Below are 18,973 nucleotides of genomic sequence, written 5' to 3' on the forward strand. Positions count from 1 at the left end.
ATATTTGCATGCATTAACATTAAATGCCATCTGAGGCCGGTATTTTGGCTGAGGCATAAAAAAATGCGATAATAGAACACGTTGCTTAATTAAACAGGTATGAGATGACCCATTTACCTAAATTTTCCGCAGCGTTGCTGCACCCGCGTTACTGGTTGCTTTGGTTAGGAATCGGCCTGCTGTGGTTGGTAGTTCAGCTGCCTTATCCCCTGATTTATCGCCTCGGTACTGGTCTTGGCCGTATCGCCATGCGGCTAATGAAGCGCCGGGCCAAAATAGCCCATCGCAATCTGGAGCTCTGTTTTCCTGATAAAAGCGAGCAAGAGCGTCACCGGATGGTCGTGGCAAACTTTGAATCCGTCGGTATGGGGCTGATGGAAACCGGTATGGCCTGGTTCTGGCCGACGAAGCGTATTGCGCGCTGGACGGACTCCATCGGCGTAGAGCATATCCGCGATGTACAGGCGCAAAAGCGCGGCATTTTGCTTATTGGCATTCATTTTCTGACCCTGGAAATGGGCGCCCGCATGTTCGGCATCAATGAGCCGGGTATCGGGGTTTATCGCCCTAATGATAACCCGGTTATCGACTGGCTACAGACCTGGGGACGGCTGCGCTCCAACAAAGACATGATCGATCGTAAAGATCTCAAGGGTATGATCCGCGCATTGAAAAAGGGAGAAGTGATCTGGTACGCGCCGGACCACGACTATGGCCCCGCCGCCAGCGTGTTTGTGCCGTTTTTCGCCGTTGACCAGGCCGCGACGACCTCCGGCACCTGGATGCTGGCAAAGATGTCAAAAGCCTGCATCGTTCCCTTCGTTCCGCGCCGTAAACCCGACGGTAAAGGTTATGAGCTGATCATCCTGCCGCCAGAGTGCGATCCGCCGCTGGACGATGCGGAGACGACCGCTCTGTGGATGAATAAAGTTGTTGAGAAATGCATATTAATGGCGCCGGAGCAGTATATGTGGATGCACCGCCGCTTTAAAACGCGTCCGGAAGGCGTTCCTTCTCGTTATTAAATCTTTTCCATTTTCCGCCTGGTTATCCCGCATCTGAACACGGATGCGGGATATGTCGCCTTGTTTAGTCCCCTCCTTTAGCTTTAAAAGCTCTCCTGCATTGCGGCAGTCATTTCTCAGGCGCATAATTAGCATGCTCATATTTTCAATTATTTGACCTGCGCTGCAGGCCAGTGGAATCCTATGTCGTCTGCTGATACCCCTATTAACTGGAAACGTAATCTCACCGTCACCTGGCTCGGCTGCTTTTTAACCGGGGCGGCCTTTAGCCTGGTGATGCCATTTCTCCCTTTGTACGTTGAACAGCTCGGCGTCACCGGCCACAGTGCCCTGAATATGTGGTCAGGGCTGGTTTTCAGCATTACCTTTTTATTTTCAGCCGTAGCTTCTCCCTTCTGGGGCGGACTCGCGGACCGCAAAGGGCGCAAAATAATGCTGCTGCGCTCAGCCCTCGGTATGGCTATCGTCATGCTGCTCATGGGGCTGGCGCAGAATATCTGGCAATTTCTGATCCTACGCGCGCTGTTAGGCCTGCTCGGCGGATTTATTCCCAACGCCAATGCGCTGATCGCAACGCAAATCCCCCGCCATAAGAGCGGCTGGGCGCTGGGGACCCTCTCTACGGGGGCCGTTAGCGGCGCGCTGCTGGGGCCGCTGGCTGGCGGCTTCCTGGCCGACCACTGGGGGTTACGCACCGTCTTCTTTATGACAGCAAGCGTACTGTTTATTTGTTTCTTATTTACCCTGTTTCTCATCCGCGAGAATTTTGTCGCGGTCAGCAAAAAAGAGATGCTCAGCGCGAAAGACGTCTTTTCGTCGCTTAAAAGTCCAAAGCTGGTGCTGAGCCTGTTTGTAACATCACTGATTATCCAGGTCGCTACCGGTTCCATCGCTCCGATTCTGACGCTTTACGTGCGCGATCTTGCCGGCAACGTAAGTAATATTGCGTTTATCAGCGGTATGATAGCTTCAGTCCCCGGCATTGCCGCCCTGCTTAGCGCCCCTCGCCTCGGGAAGCTCGGCGATCGTATTGGTCCGGAGAAGATCCTGATCGTCGCGCTGGTGATTTCAGTCCTGCTCCTGATTCCTATGTCGTTCGTCCAGACGCCGCTGCAATTGGGGATCCTGCGCTTCCTGCTAGGCGCCGCTGACGGCGCGCTGCTGCCGGCGGTACAGACGCTGCTGGTGTATAACTCGACCAGCCAAATCTCGGGCAGAATATTCAGCTATAACCAGTCGTTTCGCGATATCGGCAACGTCACTGGACCGCTGATCGGCGCGTCGGTCTCCGCCAACTACGGTTTTCGGGCGGTCTTTCTGGTGACCGCATTTGTGGTGCTCTTTAACGCGGTTTACTCAACTCTGACCCTTGGCCGCGTTCGTCGTCAGCGGGCTACGGACAATCCGGGTTCCGGCAATCATTCGGTAAATTAATGCTCCCTCCTTGACGCATTGCCAACCGCCTTCTATAGATTGAATCGTATTCATTTCTATTCTTCTTAGGAGGTTAGCCATGCCAAAGGATTCGATGTTCTATGCCACGCTCGAAGAAGCAATCGATGCAGCCCGCGAGGAGTTTCTGGCTAATAATCCGGACAGCGACGAAGAAAGCGCCAGCATTGAGCAGTTAAATATCCAGAAGTACGTGCTTCAGGACGGTGATATTGCCTGGCAGGCAGAATTTTTTGCCGACGAAGATCAGCAGGGAGAATGCCTGCCAGTACTCAGCGGCCAGGCTGCGCAAAGCGTCTTTGACGGTGATTATGATGAGATTGAGCTGCGCCAGGAGTGGCTGGAAGAGAACACGCTGCATGAATGGGATGAAGGTGAATTTCAGCTTGAACCCTCGCTCGATACCGAAGAGGGCCAGGCTGCGGCCGATGAATGGGATGAACGCTAATTAGTTGTAGGGGCCATGGCTGGCATCAAGCGGCAGCAGAAGCGTATCGAACACCAGCGAAAAGGGCAGATCGAGGATCGTGATGTAGCGCCATGAGGAATCACGGACATCCCATTGCACGCCGGGATAGTACTGATTTCCATGGCCCTGCCCTGGCACCGTGCGACTGATAATGCTCCCGCAGCCGCTCAGCAGCAGCGTCATTGCGATAACCAGCAAAACTCTCATCAACAACCTCTATTCTCAGGTCAAAAAAATACCGGCACTATTGCCGGTATTTTCCTTAAGGTACGGCTTACTTGGTTTTTAACGCCAGCGGATTCAGCGTCAGCTGCTGATAAGCTGCCACCCACGAAGAGTATTTCTCCGGAGCGGCCCACACGCGATAATGCATACGCGACATGGTCACCGGGTCGCTCAGCAAGACCAGACGACGATCGCGGTTAAGTTTATCCGGCGTCTCGTTCAGCGCCTGTTCAACGTGACGTTCGCGAGCGATATCCAGAATATGCCCGTGACGGTGGCGCGCGGTAGCCATCGCTGTTGCCAGCGCGTTAAACGACGGGTTGAATACCGCATGCATAAAGCCATCGCCCAGAGAACGCTGGCGGTTCAGCGTCAGGTAAGCGTCAGTATCTTTTAGCACCTGCGGCGGAGAGTACTCTTCCGGGATCAGGAACAGCTTCCAGCGCTTAGTGCGCAGGCCAATGGTGGCGCGGCTGGAAATAGCCGACACGAACGGCGACAGAATCAGCGAGACCACGATCGGCGCCAGCCAGAACAGGAAACGCAGATCCAGCCATGCCATGCCCACCGCCCAGACCAGACCCAACAGCATCTGTGATCCGTGACGCATAAACGCTTCACCCCATGGGGTAGAGTCATCGTCACGCTGCGGCGAGTTCCACACCACTTCCCAGCCGAGAAACGCGCTGACCACAAAGACGGTATGGAACAGCATACGTACCGGCGCCAGCAGCACCGAAAACAGCACCTCCAGCAGCAGAGAGAGCGTGACGCGGATAAAGCCACCGTACTCTTTAGGCCCTTTACACCAAACCAGAATAATGCTCAGCAGCTTCGGCAGGAACAGCAGCACCATGGTCGAAGCAAACAGGGCTATAGCCAGCTCCGGGCGCCACTGCGGCCAGACCGGGAACAGCTGCCGCGGCTGCAGGAAGTACTGCGGTTCGGTCAAGGCATGCACTACCTGCAGAGCGGTAGAGAGCGCAAGGAACATAAACCACAGCGGTGCCGACAGGTATGACATCACGCCGGTCAGGAACACTGCACGGTGAACCGGATGCATCCCTTTAACCAGGAACAGGCGGAAGTTCATCAGGTTACCCTGACACCAGCGGCGATCGCGCTTCAGCTCGTCCAGCAGGTTTGGCGGCAGCTCTTCATAAGAGCCGGGAAGATCGTAAGCAATCCATACGCCCCACCCGGCGCGACGCATCAGCGCCGCTTCCACGAAGTCGTGCGACAGAATTGACCCGGCGAAGTTGCCCTCGCCCGGCAGCGGCGCCAGCGCGCAGTGCTCAATAAACGGTTTCACCCGGATAATCGCGTTGTGACCCCAGTAGTGGGATTCCCCCAACTGCCAGAAGTGCAAACCGGCGGTAAACAGCGGGCCGTAGACGCGGGTAGCAAACTGCTGGCAGCGCGCATAGAGCGTATCCATACCCGACGCGCGGGGTGAAGACTGAATGATCCCGGCATTCGGGTTCGCTTCCATGAGGCGCACCAGGCCGCTCAGACATTCACCGCTCATTACGGAGTCGGCATCCAGCACCACCATATAGCTGTACTGGCTCCCCCACCGACGGCAGAAGTCATCAATGTTACCGCTTTTACGCTTCACGCGGCGGCGGCGGCGGCGGTAGAAGATCTGCCCTTCGCCCTGCACTTCGGCAATCAGCTCCATCCACGCTTTTTGCTCCGCCACGCAGATGTCCGGGTTGTAGCTATCGCTCAGGATATAGACATCAAAGTGCTCGGCATTACCGCTGGCTTTTACCGACTCCCAGGTCGCGCGCAGGCCCGCGAATACGCGGTCAACGTCTTCGTTACAGATAGGCATGATAAGCGCGGTGCGATGCTCCGGATTCAACGGCTCATTCCCGACCGTTGACGCGGAGATACTGTACTTATCGCGGCCGATAAGTAGCTGCAGGAAGCCCATCAGCGCAGTCCAGAAACCCGCAGAAACCCAACAAAAAAGCACGGCGAAAAGAATCAGGATCCCGGACTGCAGCACATACGGCAGCAGCTGCATAAAGGAGATCCACAGGTTCTGTCCCACCATGTCCGCCGGGTTAATCAGCGCCCAGCCCTGGTAAGGCAAAATGGTTTTCATGTACCAGGTCGCCACGACGGTCTGCGCCAGGGTGAGCAGCAGAAGAATATAGCGACGAATAGAGCCGACGGTACGCCATTTCTGCTCGCTCGCCTGTTCCTCCTGACTGAGGCGAGAGAGATAGCGCGGAGTCACATCGCGTCCGCGCAGACGATCCCAGAAGCGCCCGACCGGGTTAGTACGCCATGGGTCCGGGAACATAGAGGAACGTTTTGCTTTCGGCATGGCGTTCAGCTGCGTGCGCCCTTCATCATCCTTAACCAGCTGATTACCGGCCAGTGAATCTGGCCAGCTATGCTCCAGTCGGGCTTTCACCGACCCCAGCGGGGAGTCATCTTCCCGTTTATAAACGTGATGTTCAGCGTCCAGTGCTTGATGTACGGCCTGCAGACTCGCGTCAGGTAACGCGCGCTTTTCTGCATCCGACAGCGGCAATGCATCGATGTACTTCGTTATCTTATTCATTGGCAGGCAGCTGATAGCTCCAGGTTTCGCTCAGCGTCTGGTCGGTATTGACCAGCGCAGCGCGCATATCCGTGGTTTTCTTAGGATCTTTCACTTTGACGCGCAGGATCATACGCCAGCCTTTAGTCACTGGGTTATAACGCACGGTGTTTTCAACGATTTCAGCGTTATCGCCGATGCTGGCCTGGGCAGTCACTGGCGTATCTGCGGGCAGCTTTTTCATCTCGGCGCCGGTGAAATCGACAATAAAGGCAATGGTGCCATCAGGCTGGCGAATCAGGTTCGATTGCTTGACGTCGCCGGTAGAACGGCGGGTCTGCATAACGTAAGCGTTATCCGGCGCGTGCAGCTTGTCTTCATCGCGGCTAAAAGTGATGGTGTATTTGAAATTCATCTCTTTGCCGGGTTCGGGCAGCTGATCGGGCGTCCAGTAGGTGACGATGTTATCGTTGGTTTCATCATTGGTCGGGATTTCGACCAGTTCGATTTTGCCCTTACCCCAATCACCTTTCGGCGTAATCCATGCGCTGGGGCGCAGATCGTAGCGGTCATCGAGATCTTCAAAACGGGAGAACTGGCGACCACGCTGCAGCAGGCCAAAGCCCTGCGGGTTTTCCATCGCATAGCTGCTGACGGCAAGATGTTTTGGATTATTCAGCGGACGCCAGATCCACTCGCCGTTGCCGGCCAGGATGGACAGGCCGTTGGAGTCATGCAGCGCCGGACGATAGTTCGTGGTCGGCGACGGCTGATGTGGCCCAAACAGGAACATACTGGTCAACGGCGCCACGCCGAGCTTGCCGACTTTGTCGCGCAGATAGACCTTAGACTGCACGTCCACTACGGTGTCGCGGCCGGGCATAATCACGAAACGATAGGCGCCAGTTGCGCGCGGGGAATCAAGCAGGGCGTAAATCGTCAGGCGTTTATCGGTCGCTTTTGGACGCTCAATCCAGAACTCACGAAAACGCGGGAACTCTTCGCCGGAAGGCAGCGCGGTATCAATCGCCAGCCCACGAGCGGAAAGACCGTATACCTGACCCTGGCCAAGCACGCGGAAATAGCTGGCTCCGAGCATGCTGACGATTTCATCATTCTTGTCTTTGCTGTTGATCGGATACAGGACTTTGAAGCCCGCAAAGCCGAGGTCTTTAACCGTGTCTTTGTCGTGCTGGACGTTGCCAAAATTAAAATAGTCCGGGCTATATTTAATTTTACGTACGCTGGTTGCCGTCACTTCATTAATGGTGACCGGCGTATCGAAATACATCCCCTGGTGATAAAACTCGAGCTTGAATGGGCTTTTCAGATTATTCCAATAAGCTTTGTCGTGATTAAACTGAATTTGCTGATAGTCCGCATACTTCATATCGCGGAAGGCAGAGGGCAGGTTACTTTTAGGCGCTTCAAAGCCTTTGCCGGCTAACGTTTGTGCCTCTTTTGCGACGTCATCAATGCTGAATGCCCATGCAGATGAAGTACACAGGGACAACATTACGGCTGCGCTTAACCAACGCATTTTCATCATCTGTGGTTTATGTTTCATATAAGTAAGCACTTCCCCCTTTGTGTGCTTAAATCGATCCGATCTATTTTAATGGAAACTCAGGCATTCCGACAACATAATCCCTGCATTGTTCGGCCTGGCGGCACAGGGAATACGCAGTTCACTGCCCCGATTGCACTTTGCGTGCTTATCCTGGAGACAGATAACCAGAGTTCATGTAGGGTTGCAGAGAATTTAAACGTTATCACGTTGAGTGATAAGACGATTTGTCTGAGAATGTAGTGATATTGTATGAATAATACTCCGGTACAGCGTGAATATTTTTTCGATAGCATCCGCGCCTGGCTGATGCTGTTGGGGATCCCTTTTCACATCTCGCTTATTTACTCCAGCCACAGCTGGCACGTCAACAGCGCAGAGCCGTCGTGGTGGTTGACGTTGTTCAACGACTTCATCCATGCCTTTCGCATGCAGGTCTTCTTTGTTATTTCCGGCTATTTTTCCTACATGCTTTTTCTACGCTATCCGCTGAAGAAATGGTGGAAAGTTCGCGTTGAGCGGGTAGGCATTCCCATGTTAACTGCCATCCCTCTTTTGACGTTGCCACAGTTTATTATGCTGCAGTACGTTAACGGAAAAGCGGAAAACTGGCACACGCTTTCAGGCTATGACAAATTCAATACCCTTGCCTGGGAGCTGATTTCCCACCTGTGGTTTCTGCTCGTCCTGGTGGTCCTGACCTCGTTGGGCGTGGTGATGTTTAAATGGCTGACGCGCCAGCGTTCTGCCGCTGCGCCAACCTTCGGTGACACCGTCACATTAGGTCAGCTATCGATGATTTTTCTTGCCCTGGGCGTGCTGTATGCGGTCATTCGCCGCACCCTTTTTATTCTTTACCCGCCCATTCTCAGCAACGGCCTGTTCAATTTCGTCGTTATGCAGACGCTGTTTTATCTGCCTTTCTTTATTCTCGGCGCGCAGACGTTTATCAATTCACGCCTGAAGCTCATGTTCACTACGCCCTCCCCCTGGTGCTATACCGCAGCGCTACTGGGTTTTATCGCCTATCGTCTGAATCAGCAGTACGGTTCCGGCGATGGCTGGATGTATGAAACAGAATCCGTCATTACCATGGTGCTGGGGCTATGGATGGTCAACGTGGTCTTTTCGTTTGGCCACCGTCTGCTAAATTTCCAGTCCGCGCGGGTAACCTATTTCGTCAACGCATCGCTGTTTATCTATTTAGTGCACCATCCGTTGACTCTGCTCTACGGGGCGTGGATCACGCCGATAATTAAGTCCAATACGCTGGGATTTATTACCGGGCTGGTATTTGTGGTGGTTATTGCGCTGGTCCTGTATGAAATCCACCTGCGAATACCGCTGTTGCGCTTTCTTTTTTCCGGAAAATTCCAGCAAAAAACGGCGAAGCCGCAGACTTCTGCCGGTTAAAAATTACGCTGCTGCGCTATCTGAGCACAGCAGCGCTATTTTCGCGTGAACACCAGGTTAAAGACATCGCGATAAAGCGTTTCCATCGCCGCTTTATCCACCGTCGGGGCAGTCGCCAGGTCGCAGCGATACGCCGCCCCTTCGGTTAATATCGCGATAAATTCGCAGGCGACGCTAATCTGTTCAGCGGTCATTTCGGGGTGGTAGTGCCGGGTAAGTTTTCCCCCCTCTTCCTTCAGGCGTCGATCGGCCTGGTTCATGATTTCTCGCAGGCGCGGATTTCGGGAGGCTTCGGCGTTAATCTCCATTAGCAGATAATTATCATTTTTCGTATTCTCGCTCGCCGGGATCGCGCCGGCTAAAACCGACGCCATGCGGGCCAAATCATGATTCCCGGCAACCATCTCGCCAACTCTGGCATTCACGATCTCGCTGACGATGACTTCGATAATCTCTTCTTTACTGGCAAAAACACGATAAAGCTGGCCGACGCTCAGACCAGCCCGGCGCGCGATATCCGCCACTGAGGCGCCGTGCAGGCCCTTTTCAGCAAAGCATTTTTGCGCCGCGACCACAATCTCCGTCCGGCGAAGCCGTTGTTTTTGTAGAACCTTCCCTTCAGCCACCGATAAATCTCCTGTCATGATGGATCCCCGCGATCGGAGGAAGCTATCATAACTTATTATGGCGACCGAGTTGTGCCCGACTCTCCTCCAGTAATCGGTTATAGATACTGGCGGTTTCGGCATCAAAGCAGACGAAACAAACGCGTTCCAGAGGATGGTAGCGAGTAAGAAATGCATTCACCGTATTAATGGCTATCTCGGCGGCAGCGTGTTTAGGGTAGCCGTAAACGCCGGTGCTGATAGCGGGGAAAGCAATAGAGCGGTAATTGTTCGCCGAGGCCAGCTGCAGGCTATTTTTATAGGCGTCCGCCAGTAATTCCGCCTCCTGCCTGTCACCACCGTGCCAGATCGGCCCGACGGCATGAATGACCGCGCTGGCGGGCAGATTTCCTGCCGTCGTTATCACCGCATGGCCCGGCGGACACTCCCCCTGCTGCTGGCGCACAACTTTGCAGGCAGCCAGCAGATCCGGGCCTGCTGCGCGGTGAATTGCGCCGTCTACGCCTCCTCCGCCCAGCAGCGAAGGGTTTGCTGCATTGACGATAACGTCGACCGCCAGCGTGGTAATGTCGCCGAGAATTACCTCAGGTTGAACAGCCATTTCTCCTCCTGTCGGCATGCGTCTTGAAATAGATAAACGAGGATAATATGGCACGATCGCCCCCGGGACGAAAGCATGGGGGCGCCGGAGGTTAGCGATAATCAACGTCCAGAATAGCGAGTGTCCGTTGTGGGTTAATATATCTCAACTGCGCGGAACGGATATTTTCATTGTGAACATCCCCTTTCTCCAGCTGACGGGCAGAGATCCGCACCGTTTCCGCCCTCGGACAATCCATCACCACCTGATTCTTGATAGCATTGAGCTGACAGGGCGCTTCCACAACTTTTCCATAGAAATGAATAACACCGGCGACTGTCTGTTCGGCAATCGCCGGGCTGAAACTCGTGGGTAAAAAAAACAGGGCCGCAAGTGATATGTATCTAATTGTTTTCATTGTAAAACCCCTCTGCTTGTTGGTCTAGCTATTAAAAAAAGCACAGCCATCCATGAGCGCATCGAGTTACATTTTTTTACCTCAGCCCAATTGTATTAACATTTTAAAAACAAATAACCAGCATTTATATAAATATGATTACAAAATCGATTCACTGACTATCAGTACAGCTTATCGTGCTGATTTATAGAGGAAAATAAACTAAGGAAGGAGAAGGCTATGGACGATATTCTGCCAAAAACAGCAAAAGAGCCCGTAGGGCTCTTTTAACACATGAATACAGGGAAGGTTTAGAAGCAGTATGAGCGAAGCGCGGTTAACGACTTTCGTTAGCCAGGGATTTATTCTTTTCCGCCCGCGTCGCCAGCCACAGGCCGCTATTTTTCATGGCGTAGCCAAAGACCAGCCCCAGCGCCAGTGAAGGTAAAACCAAACGCCAGTCGCCGCTGGCGGCAAAGGTCGCACAGGCGCCGATAAAGGTGCCCGGCACAAAAGAGAGTAATAGCTGGCGCGCCTGAATGCACATCATAAACGCCACGATACCGGTCATGATGTAGCTCACTATTTCCAGCTGAGGCGCCAGCGCGCTACCGTGAATAATCACCAGCGCCCACGCTACGCCGCTCATTACCGTACAGGTGGAAATAACCAGCCCTTTTAACCCACCTTGCGGACAGGCAAAGTAAGCCGTACAGCCGAGAAATCCCGCCCAGCTCAGCAGACCCAGTGCGACCGCTACCCATCCCCAAATTGCAGAGAGTAAGCCCGTCGTTAATGCGATTGCGAAGAGTATGTTCATGGCGCGTATCATAGCAGAAACGCGCCGGCCAAATGAGATATGGAACACACTAAATGAATTAAGAAATCACTCGTTGCATTTTAATTGTGATTTAAATCACAATTTATTGTTCACCTTCTTCCTGGAGTTCATCCCACATGGCTGAAAGCGCTTCACGAGTTAGCGGAGCCATCGTGCGCCAGAACGGCGTAGTCGCATGCGCTTCAACCTTGCCAAGGAATGCGCCGCACCAGGGGAGAATATACTCAGCAAACAGCGTTTCCAGAACTTCGCTTTCATCTTCTGCCGCGTGATCTTCCAGCCAGGATGCGGCCAGCAGTAAGGATCCTAAGTGATCCGCCGCGCCCTCACCCGTGGGAACGCCATGCGCGCTGAGGAAAGCTCGAACTTCAGCTTCCGTAGCGCCCTCTACCCATGCGCGACGAAATGGCGCTACACTGCACTCTTCACCGACAAACAACGCGTTGTAGTCAGCAGCCAGAGCCTGCATATCGCAGCTCTTTTGCAGGCGCTCCAGCAGTTCATCCTGCTCCAGCGGCCAGCTTGCCGCCAGCTTCCCTTCGCGAATAAGGGTAAATAGCGGAACCAGCAGCGGATCCTGCGGCTGACGGTAATAGAGAGAGCCCAGCACGCGGCAGAGGATTGAAAACTCGTTCATTCAGTTATTCCAGTTATTCAAATTAAAGTTCAGCAAATTCCGCAATCGCTGGCATCCCACGCGATTCAAGGAAATTAAGCAGACGCCGGGGCGTCACGTTTAGAATCCGCTCTTGCGGAAAATCTACGGCATCAAGGATTTTACGGCATTCGGTAAAATCACCGAGCGTGAATGCCGTATGAGAATCTGAGCCCAACGCCACCCAACCGCCGGCATCCCGTACGGCCGCCGCGACGGCACGGCAATTATCTTCACTGCCAATGCGTGACGAGACAAAAGATGAGTTATTGATTTCCAGCGCCACATGGTGCTTCGCCGCGGCGGCGGCAATAGCCGGAATATCAACGGGAAATTTCGGGTTCCCCGGATGGCTGATGATATGCACCGTACCGCTCGCGATGGTGGCGATCATGGCCTCAGTATTCGTGGCTTTATCCTGCGGAGGAAACACCGGCTCGTGAAAGCCAGCAATAATCAGGTCCAGCGAATTGAGCATCGGGCCGGTACAGTCTATTTCGCCCTGGGTATTTTTAATGTTGGCTTCAATACCGCGCAGAATACCAACGCCATCCACCAGACGCGGCCAGATACGCATATTGATAAAATGCCAGTGGTGCGGCGCATCGGCCATATCTGGCCCGTGATCGGTAATGGCAAAGAGTTTGATCCCCTTGCGCTTGGCTTCCGCAATGTAGTCGTGCAGGGTACTGTAAGCGTGGGTGCTGGCGACGGTATGCATGTGCAGGTCAACAGGATACATCACAATCTCCTTCTCTGTTTGTGGCAAGAATAGCAGGAATCTGCGCCTGAGAGCAGCAAAAACCCCGCGCAGGCGGGGCTGACGCTTAGTATCCCAGCTGGCGATCGACCTGCCCGCTGACCGTTTCACCCCGTTCCATTTGACCGATGGTTTTGGCGATAAAAGCAATGGCTTCCAGAGGCCGGGTAACGGCCGCCACGTGGGGCGTCATTGCCACGCGCGGATGGCGCCACAGCAGGCTCGCTTCGGGCAGCGGTTCACGGCTGAAAACATCCAGCATCGCGCCTTTCAACTTACCGCTATTCAACGCGTCCAGCAGATCGTCTTCAACCACATGTACTCCGCGGGCCAGATTCAGCACATAGCTATTATCCGGCAGCTGCGCCAGGCGCGAGCTGTTAATAATTCCCACGGTTTCCGCCGTGTTGGGCAACAGGTTAATCAGCACTCGTGTTCCGTTCAGGAAGGCGTTCAGCTCCTTTTCCCCGGCAAAGCTGGTGACCTGCGGCCAGGATTTGCGGCTGCGGCTCCAGATGCGTAGCGGGAATCCCCAGTACTGCAGAGCTTCGGCGACCTTTGCGCCAAGCACGCCCGCCCCCATAATCCCGATGGGAAAGTCTTCGCGCTGATACTCCTCCAGCGGCTGCCAGCGCGCTTCTTGCTTTAAAGCCTGATAGTCATCAAAACGACGGAACCAGTGCAGCACCTGGCTCACCGCATACTCTTGCATTTGTAATCCCATGCCGGTGTCTTCCAGACGGAATAGTGGCGTCGACAACGGCAGCATTTCCGGATGCTCACGCAGTTTGCTCAGGATGGAATCGACGCCGGCGCCAAGAGCAAAGACGGCTTTTAAATCGCGGCCTTGCAGCATTTCTACCGGCGGATGCCAGACCAGCGCATAGTCAGCGGGTTGTTCATCGCCGGATTTCCACTCGCGAACTCGCGCGCCGGGGAGCTGTTTTTCCAGTTCCGCAATCCAGAAAGGGGTGTCAAAGGTCGGGTGGTAAAAAATGATATCCATAAAGGCTCCTGATAGCCGACGCTACAGGCAGGTTAGGTTAGCGCCGCGTTTTACTCGTTGTTTTCTATTGGTTTGCCAGCATAGCAAATTTCGTTCGGGGAGCGTGTGAAAAAGAGAATGGTGACAAAAAAAACGATTCTCGCGCGTTTAAGGAGCAAGTTGCTTGAAGTTTGGCTAAACGCGCGATTTTTTTAAAAAGTTGATTGACGGGCGATACGTATTTCCCTAAATTAGCGCCCGTTCCCGACAATAACGGGAAAGAAAATATGGTGAGGTGTCCGAGTGGCTGAAGGAGCACGCCTGGAAAGTGTGTATACGGCAACGTATCGGGGGTTCGAATCCCCCCCTCACCGCCATATTTTAAGAAGAGCTCGTACGCAAGTACGGGCTTTTTTTTCGTCTATTGCACGCCACCGGGGGGATGAGAAGCCCCGACCGGCCGAAATAGAGTCACGGCGCGGCCATCCTTCTCGCTACATATCATTCACCGCCATTTTATGACCGCCCTAACCCCTGCACATCGCCCTTCACTTCATCGCAGCGCGAAAGAGCAACCTCGGTTAACGATATGACGCGGTCGTACTTCACCAATAAATTTATAAACGACAAAGAGAGAACGACCAGACCGATATAGCCATATGCCAGCCCCATAACCCAATCATGACCTGCTACAGGTTTTGCTAACGTAATAACCATAGAGATTATCCCTGGCAGAATACCAAGTTTATCGACGGGGCCGACAATAAGATTGATTCTTTTACTCAGAAACTCACGTTCGTGCTTTATCTCGAGCAGCCCCAACTCCAGGGTAGGCTTGCCTAAGCGTACAAAATCCGCAAGAAAACGCTCGTCGGTTAAGGCCTCTTTTTTAATATTTTGTTCTACGCTGGCGCTGAGCGGCATGGTGAAGAAGTATTTTATCGTGTTTCGCTGCTGGTAGATTTTAATGATTGGCATGAGAATCAGCACTACATAGGAAAGTGCTATGAGTACGATCGACAAATCAATAAGCCAGCGGCCTGAGGGCTTGATCAGCATATACCCGCCCATTGCGCCAAAGGAAACCAGAACCATCCCCTCTAACCCGATAAATAGCCACCGGTCAGATTTACTTTTATCGCCGGCGAGTAATTTGTTTTTTAAAGCCGCTTCATGCGACTTAAGCAATTCAATATAGTTCAGCAAACCGCTGTTATTTTCATTCATAGCGCACTCCTGCTAAAGGTGATAAAAGAGCCTGAAACACTATCCACGCTAATGATAAACTGCCGAAGCGTTACCACTCACTATCCAGGAAGGAATATGAGCACTATTGCCGTTGTTGTTCTGACTTACATTAAACCGCTTGAAGAAGTAGATGCCCAGCTTGCCGCACACGTGGAATGGCTTAAGCAAGGGTATGCTGAGGGAATATTTCTCGCGTCGGGGCGTAAAATCCCCAGGTCCGGAGGCGTGATTCTGGCTAAAGGCGATGATATGGCTGCGCTGCAAAATCGGTTAAGCCTGGACCCCTTTCAGCAATCTGGCGTCGCGAAGGCTGATATCATTCCCTTTGAAGCCACGATGACCAGCCCTTCACTGCAGGCCTTGCTGTAATTAAGCAAAAACAAAGCCCGGTTTCCCGGGCTTTGCAGACTAAGAAACTATCAGTAGTAGGCTTTCAACGCGCGCTGGCAAAGCATCGAACGCACGCAATCGTCCGTCGTAAAGCGCACGATCCCCACCATTTCATCTTCCTCAAAACGCGCCAGCGCATCGGCCAGACCCGACCGCACGCCTGAAGGTAAATCGCACTGGGTGATGTCGCCGTTGACGATAACCGTCACATTCTCCCCGAGGCGGGTCAAAAACATTTTCATTTGCGCCGCGGTCACGTTCTGGGCCTCGTCCAGAATCACCACCGCATTTTCAAATGTACGTCCGCGCATATAGGCGAACGGCGCGATTTCCACCTTGCCGATTTCCGGGCGCAGGCAGTATTGCATAAAGGAAGCCCCCAGCCTTCTCACCAGCACGTCATAAACCGGGCGGAAATAGGGAGCAAACTTCTCGGCGATATCTCCCGGTAAGAAGCCGAGGTCTTCGTCGGCCTGCAGAACGGGACGGGTAACAATAATTCTGTCCACATCTTTATGAATCAGGGCTTCAGCAGCTTTCGCCGCGCTAATCCAGGTCTTACCGCACCCGGCCTCGCCCGTGGCAAAGATCAGCTGTTTATTGTCGATGGCGTTCAAATAATGCGCCTGAGCCTCATTGCGCGCTTCAATTGGCGATAGATCGCGGCTATCCCGCGCCATGCCAATGGCTTCTACGCCACTCATTTGCACAAGCGATGTGACCGATTCTTCTTCGCGCTGCTTATGGCTTCGCGAATCCTGTCTCAGCACACGTTTGGCCTCACGACGAGCTCTGGTCACTGCTTTTTGTCTTCCCATGGATAGCACCTTGCGTTGTTGGTTTACATCACACGCGCCACGTTCGACGCGATTATGCGCACTAACGATTGAGGTTTGGCTTCCTTGTAAGCCATTGCTTGCCTGACGAATTGGCAGAGGGTCACGGCTACGCGCACCGATAACCTTGCCTGGGTTCAGATATTCTGTGATAGAGGGGGATGATTTGGCGGTGAGAAAATCGCGGCCGGAAGTGGGGCTTCCGTGCTGATGAGTACGGTATCGGGTTTGACGTTTTCCGTTACAGCAATCGGGCATTCGCGATCTCCATAATGAAACGATACTGCTGCCGAGAACTACCGCGTCTGTAATAAGTACATCAGAAATAATTCTAAGCGCAACTTATTTTTCACATACAGACAACAAATAATTCTCAAGGCGGCTCGGGAGAGTTTCCGACTATAAGATTACAGAAAAATGAAACAAGGCAGGAAATACAAAAAATGAATGGAAAAACAGCAGAAAACGCCCTGCCCCGGAGGGCAGGTACGTCAGGCTTCGACTAACGATTGACCGAGGTAATGTTGAGGGTCAACGGCCCCCGGCAGAACAAAAAAGTATCCGCCGCCAATCGGCTTCACGTACTCTTCCAGGGCTTCTCCGTTCAGCCGCTTTTGCACCGTCAGGAAGCCTTTTTCCAGATCGTACTGATAGCAGACAAACAGCAGCCCCATATCCAGCTGGCCGGAATTCGTGACCCCCAGCGAATAACTGTAGCCCCGACGCATCATCAGGCTGGAGGCCGTTTCCGGAGTGCGCGGGTTGGCCAACCGAATATGACTGTCGAGCGCAATGATTTCGCCGTCAGGATCGTTACGGTAATCGGGCACATCGTGCTCGTGCTCCATCCCCAGCGGCGCTCCGGTCAGTTTTTCGCGGCCAAAAATGGTCTGCTGCTCTTTCAGCGGCGTGCGGTCCCAAAACTCAACGTGGAACTGAATAATCCGCGCCGCCTGGTAGCTACCGCCCGTCGCCCATGCCGGTTCCCCCTGATCGGCGGTTACCCACACCACCTTGTCCATTAACGCAGTATCCGAACTCAATGGATTCGCGGTGCCGTCTTTAAAGCCCAGCAGATTCACCGGCGTCTCTTTACCCTTGCTGCGCGCGGCGCTATCGGAGATGAATCCCTCCCGCTTCCAGCGCACGCTGAGTAAATCCGGCGTGTGTTTAATCACATCCCGCAGCGCGTGAATCACCGTATCCTGAGTATTGGCGCAAATTTGCAGCAACAGATCGCCGTGACAGAGCGCCGCATCCAGCGAGTCGTTAGGAAAACGGGTCATTTTTTGCAGCTTCTTCGGCGCATGGCTGGCCAGACCGAAGCGTTCGTCAAACAGCGAATGCCCCACCGAAACGGTTATCGTCAGGTTATCCGGGGCGATCCACGGCCCAAGAATGCCCGAGTCCATCGGCGGCAGCCGCGGGTTCGGCGTCTCCGGCGCGGGCCCCCCCTTAGTCAGAAAGGCGATCCGCTGGGTCAGCAGACGAAACAGCCTTTCCAGATCCGCTTTATCACCGGCGAGGACATCAAATGCGACGATCATCATCGATGCCTGCTGCGGCGTCAGCACGCCGGCCTGGTGCAAACCATAAAACGGCTGCGCTTCCATGCGCGCATCGGGGGAGACCGTACCCGGTGAGCTTTTCTCTTTTGCCGCATGCGCCACCGGGCAGCCACCGGTCAAGGCCAGCGCGCCACCAAGCGCGCCGATCCCTTTGAGTAACCGCCGACGCGACGGTTCATTGATAGGGTATTTTTGCTCTGCCATCGACTTAATCCAGACCGAGGATCCCGCGCAGCTGGGCCAGATCTTCCGCAAGGGTGGTGATCGGGCCTTTCAGCGCGTTACGATCGGCATCCGTCAGCTTGTCGTAGGTCTCAAAACCCTCTTTGGTGCGGTATTTACCGAGGATGGCGTCAACTTTCTTGAAGTTAGCATCCACTTTTGCCAGCAGCGCGCTGTTCTCTTTTTGCAGCTGCGGACGCAGCAGGTCGACGATTTTCTGCGCGCCGTCAATGTTGGCCTGGAAGTCCCACAGGTCGGTATGGCTGTAGCGATCTTCTTCACCGCTGATTTTGCTGGCCGCCACTTCTTCAATCAAACCGGCTGCGCCGCCAACCACTTTTGACGGCGGGAACGCCAGCTCGCTGATGCGTTTTTGCAGCTCAATAACGTCAGCGTGCAGTTGATCGGCGTATTTATCCATGCCTTTGACGCTGTTATCGCCAAACAGCGCTTTTTCCAGCCGGTGGAAACCGGTGAATTTTGGATCTTCGGCTTTTTTCTCGTAGTCATCCTCGCGGGCGTCAATGCTGCCATCAAGGTCAGAGAACAGCTCAGCGATCGGCTCGATACGTTCATAGTGCTGACGCGTTGGCGCATACAGCGCTTTTGCTTTCTCGATATCGCCTGCTTTCACCGCATCGGTAAAGGCTTTGGTGCTGCTCACCAGTTGCGCAGTCTCGGCGCTAACCCAGGCTTTATAGGCGGTAATCGCTTCGCCGAGGCTAAGCAGCGCATCGGCTTTCGCGGCACCCTGGATCGCCTCTCCGGTCACCGTCAGTTTGCCTTTCGGGTTAGTCAGCAGGCCGCAGGTCATATCATATTCACCCGGCTGCAGGTTTGCCGTTAGCTTTTGCGTAAAGCCGGGGGCAATATTCTCGCGCTCTTCAACCACCATCACGCCTTTCAGGATCTCCCATTCCAGCGCTTTCTGGCTGTGGTTCTGAATGATGAACTGAGTTTTACCCGCTTTGACGGTGACGTTCATTGGCTCGCACTGTTTATCAGTAACGGTAACTTTTACCTGCGGAATATCGGCCGCCTGGGCGTAAAATGCAGAGCTGAATAGCGCGGCAACGGTAAGCTGCAGCGCAGTGCGACGAAAATGATTCATCATGATGACCATCCCTTTCGATAAGTATGTTGTAACTATTTGAATT

19 protein-coding genes and 1 tRNA gene are annotated in these 18,973 nt (G+C 53.7%); 6 read left to right on the forward strand and 14 right to left on the reverse strand.

Annotation, left to right across the window (positions count from 1 at the left end; genetic code table 11):
* Positions 1-104 precede the first annotated feature (104 nt).
* The 3 genes from HMPREF3178_RS28600 to HMPREF3178_RS28610 all read left to right on the forward strand — a co-directional run bounded on the left by HMPREF3178_RS28600 (position 105) and on the right by HMPREF3178_RS28610 (position 2,925).
* The gene (locus HMPREF3178_RS28600; protein ID WP_004101033.1) at positions 105-1,025 is read left to right on the forward strand and encodes a Kdo(2)-lipid IV(A) acyltransferase; all 921 of its coding nucleotides are present in this window, start codon (positions 105-107) and stop codon (positions 1,023-1,025) included.
* Between the two features lie 183 nt (positions 1,026-1,208).
* Complete coding sequence (mdtG, locus tag HMPREF3178_RS28605; protein ID WP_004101031.1) at positions 1,209-2,459, forward strand: multidrug efflux MFS transporter MdtG; 1,251 nt, start codon at positions 1,209-1,211, stop codon at positions 2,457-2,459.
* Positions 2,460-2,538: 79 nt separating this feature from the next.
* A complete protein-coding gene (locus tag HMPREF3178_RS28610) occupies positions 2,539-2,925 on the forward strand; it encodes a MysB family protein (protein WP_004101030.1) in 387 nt (128 codons plus the stop codon).
* Here HMPREF3178_RS28610 and HMPREF3178_RS28615 read toward each other — a convergent pair whose 3' ends face one another.
* The 3 genes from HMPREF3178_RS28615 to mdoG all read right to left on the reverse strand — a co-directional run bounded on the left by HMPREF3178_RS28615 (position 2,926) and on the right by mdoG (position 7,295).
* Positions 2,926-3,153 carry a YceK/YidQ family lipoprotein gene (locus HMPREF3178_RS28615; protein ID WP_004112143.1) on the reverse strand — a complete coding sequence of 76 codons (228 nt, stop codon included), beginning with the start codon at positions 3,151-3,153 and terminating at the stop codon, positions 2,926-2,928.
* A 67-nt stretch (positions 3,154-3,220) separates the two neighbouring features.
* Positions 3,221-5,749, reverse strand: a complete 2,529-nt coding sequence (mdoH, locus tag HMPREF3178_RS28620) for a glucans biosynthesis glucosyltransferase MdoH (RefSeq protein WP_017146135.1) — start codon at positions 5,747-5,749, stop codon at positions 3,221-3,223.
* Positions 5,742-7,295: a glucans biosynthesis protein MdoG gene (gene mdoG / locus HMPREF3178_RS28625; RefSeq protein ID WP_004101027.1), complete on the reverse strand. Its 1,554-nt coding sequence runs from the start codon at positions 7,293-7,295 to the stop codon at positions 5,742-5,744. The genes mdoH and mdoG overlap by 8 nt, the downstream gene beginning before the upstream one ends.
* Before the next feature lie 252 nt (positions 7,296-7,547).
* On the opposite strand from mdoG, the gene mdoC reads away from it, so the two are divergent.
* The gene (gene mdoC, locus HMPREF3178_RS28630; protein ID WP_070585664.1) at positions 7,548-8,708 is read left to right on the forward strand and encodes a glucans biosynthesis protein MdoC; all 1,161 of its coding nucleotides are present in this window, start codon (positions 7,548-7,550) and stop codon (positions 8,706-8,708) included.
* A 35-nt stretch (positions 8,709-8,743) separates the two neighbouring features.
* On the opposite strand, the gene HMPREF3178_RS28635 is transcribed toward mdoC, so the two are convergent.
* The 7 genes from HMPREF3178_RS28635 to ghrA form a co-directional block, all read right to left on the reverse strand.
* Positions 8,744-9,334 (reverse strand): TetR/AcrR family transcriptional regulator, encoded by a 591-nt coding sequence (locus HMPREF3178_RS28635; RefSeq protein WP_017146137.1) that lies wholly within the window; start codon positions 9,332-9,334, stop codon positions 8,744-8,746.
* A gap of 46 nt (positions 9,335-9,380) precedes the next feature.
* The gene (ymdB, locus tag HMPREF3178_RS28640) at positions 9,381-9,935 is read right to left on the reverse strand and encodes an O-acetyl-ADP-ribose deacetylase (protein ID WP_004112127.1); all 555 of its coding nucleotides are present in this window, start codon (positions 9,933-9,935) and stop codon (positions 9,381-9,383) included.
* A 91-nt stretch (positions 9,936-10,026) separates the two neighbouring features.
* Positions 10,027-10,332: a type 1 fimbrial protein gene (locus HMPREF3178_RS28645; protein ID WP_017146138.1), complete on the reverse strand. Its 306-nt coding sequence runs from the start codon at positions 10,330-10,332 to the stop codon at positions 10,027-10,029.
* A 316-nt stretch (positions 10,333-10,648) separates the two neighbouring features.
* The gene (locus tag HMPREF3178_RS28650) at positions 10,649-11,131 is read right to left on the reverse strand and encodes a DUF1097 domain-containing protein (protein WP_026055849.1); all 483 of its coding nucleotides are present in this window, start codon (positions 11,129-11,131) and stop codon (positions 10,649-10,651) included.
* Between the two features lie 103 nt (positions 11,132-11,234).
* Positions 11,235-11,789, reverse strand: a complete 555-nt coding sequence (locus tag HMPREF3178_RS28655) for a TorD/DmsD family molecular chaperone (protein ID WP_004101018.1) — start codon at positions 11,787-11,789, stop codon at positions 11,235-11,237.
* Positions 11,790-11,811: 22 nt separating this feature from the next.
* Positions 11,812-12,549, reverse strand: coding sequence for a phosphatase (locus tag HMPREF3178_RS28660; RefSeq protein WP_004101016.1), 738 nt, complete (start codon positions 12,547-12,549; stop codon positions 11,812-11,814).
* 85 nt (positions 12,550-12,634) lie between these two features.
* Positions 12,635-13,573, reverse strand: a complete 939-nt coding sequence (gene ghrA / locus HMPREF3178_RS28665; protein WP_017146140.1) for a glyoxylate/hydroxypyruvate reductase GhrA — start codon at positions 13,571-13,573, stop codon at positions 12,635-12,637.
* Positions 13,574-13,841: 268 nt separating this feature from the next.
* Here ghrA and HMPREF3178_RS28670 point away from each other — a divergent pair.
* Positions 13,842-13,929 (forward strand) — tRNA-Ser (locus HMPREF3178_RS28670).
* A 139-nt stretch (positions 13,930-14,068) separates the two neighbouring features.
* Here HMPREF3178_RS28670 and HMPREF3178_RS28675 read toward each other — a convergent pair.
* Positions 14,069-14,779: a hypothetical protein gene (locus tag HMPREF3178_RS28675; RefSeq protein WP_017146144.1), complete on the reverse strand. Its 711-nt coding sequence runs from the start codon at positions 14,777-14,779 to the stop codon at positions 14,069-14,071.
* A 96-nt stretch (positions 14,780-14,875) separates the two neighbouring features.
* Between HMPREF3178_RS28675 and HMPREF3178_RS28680 the strand changes: the two genes are divergently transcribed.
* Positions 14,876-15,169, forward strand: a complete 294-nt coding sequence (locus tag HMPREF3178_RS28680) for a YciI family protein (RefSeq protein ID WP_004112116.1) — start codon at positions 14,876-14,878, stop codon at positions 15,167-15,169.
* Between the two features lie 50 nt (positions 15,170-15,219).
* Here the strand turns inward: HMPREF3178_RS28680 and phoH are convergent, their stop codons facing one another.
* The 3 genes from phoH to efeO form a co-directional block, all read right to left on the reverse strand.
* Positions 15,220-16,008 (reverse strand): phosphate starvation-inducible protein PhoH, encoded by a 789-nt coding sequence (gene phoH / locus HMPREF3178_RS28685; protein ID WP_017146145.1) that lies wholly within the window; start codon positions 16,006-16,008, stop codon positions 15,220-15,222.
* A 509-nt stretch (positions 16,009-16,517) separates the two neighbouring features.
* Positions 16,518-17,798 (reverse strand): iron uptake transporter deferrochelatase/peroxidase subunit, encoded by a 1,281-nt coding sequence (gene efeB / locus HMPREF3178_RS28690; protein WP_017146146.1) that lies wholly within the window; start codon positions 17,796-17,798, stop codon positions 16,518-16,520.
* Positions 17,799-17,802: 4 nt separating this feature from the next.
* Positions 17,803-18,930, reverse strand: a complete 1,128-nt coding sequence (gene efeO / locus HMPREF3178_RS28695; RefSeq protein ID WP_017146147.1) for an iron uptake system protein EfeO — start codon at positions 18,928-18,930, stop codon at positions 17,803-17,805.
* Between the last annotated feature and the right edge of the window lie 43 nt (positions 18,931-18,973).

Origin of the sequence: Klebsiella sp. HMSC09D12 (genome assembly GCF_001808475.1) — a bacterium.
GTDB classification, from domain to species: Bacteria; Pseudomonadota; Gammaproteobacteria; order Enterobacterales; family Enterobacteriaceae; genus Klebsiella; species Klebsiella oxytoca.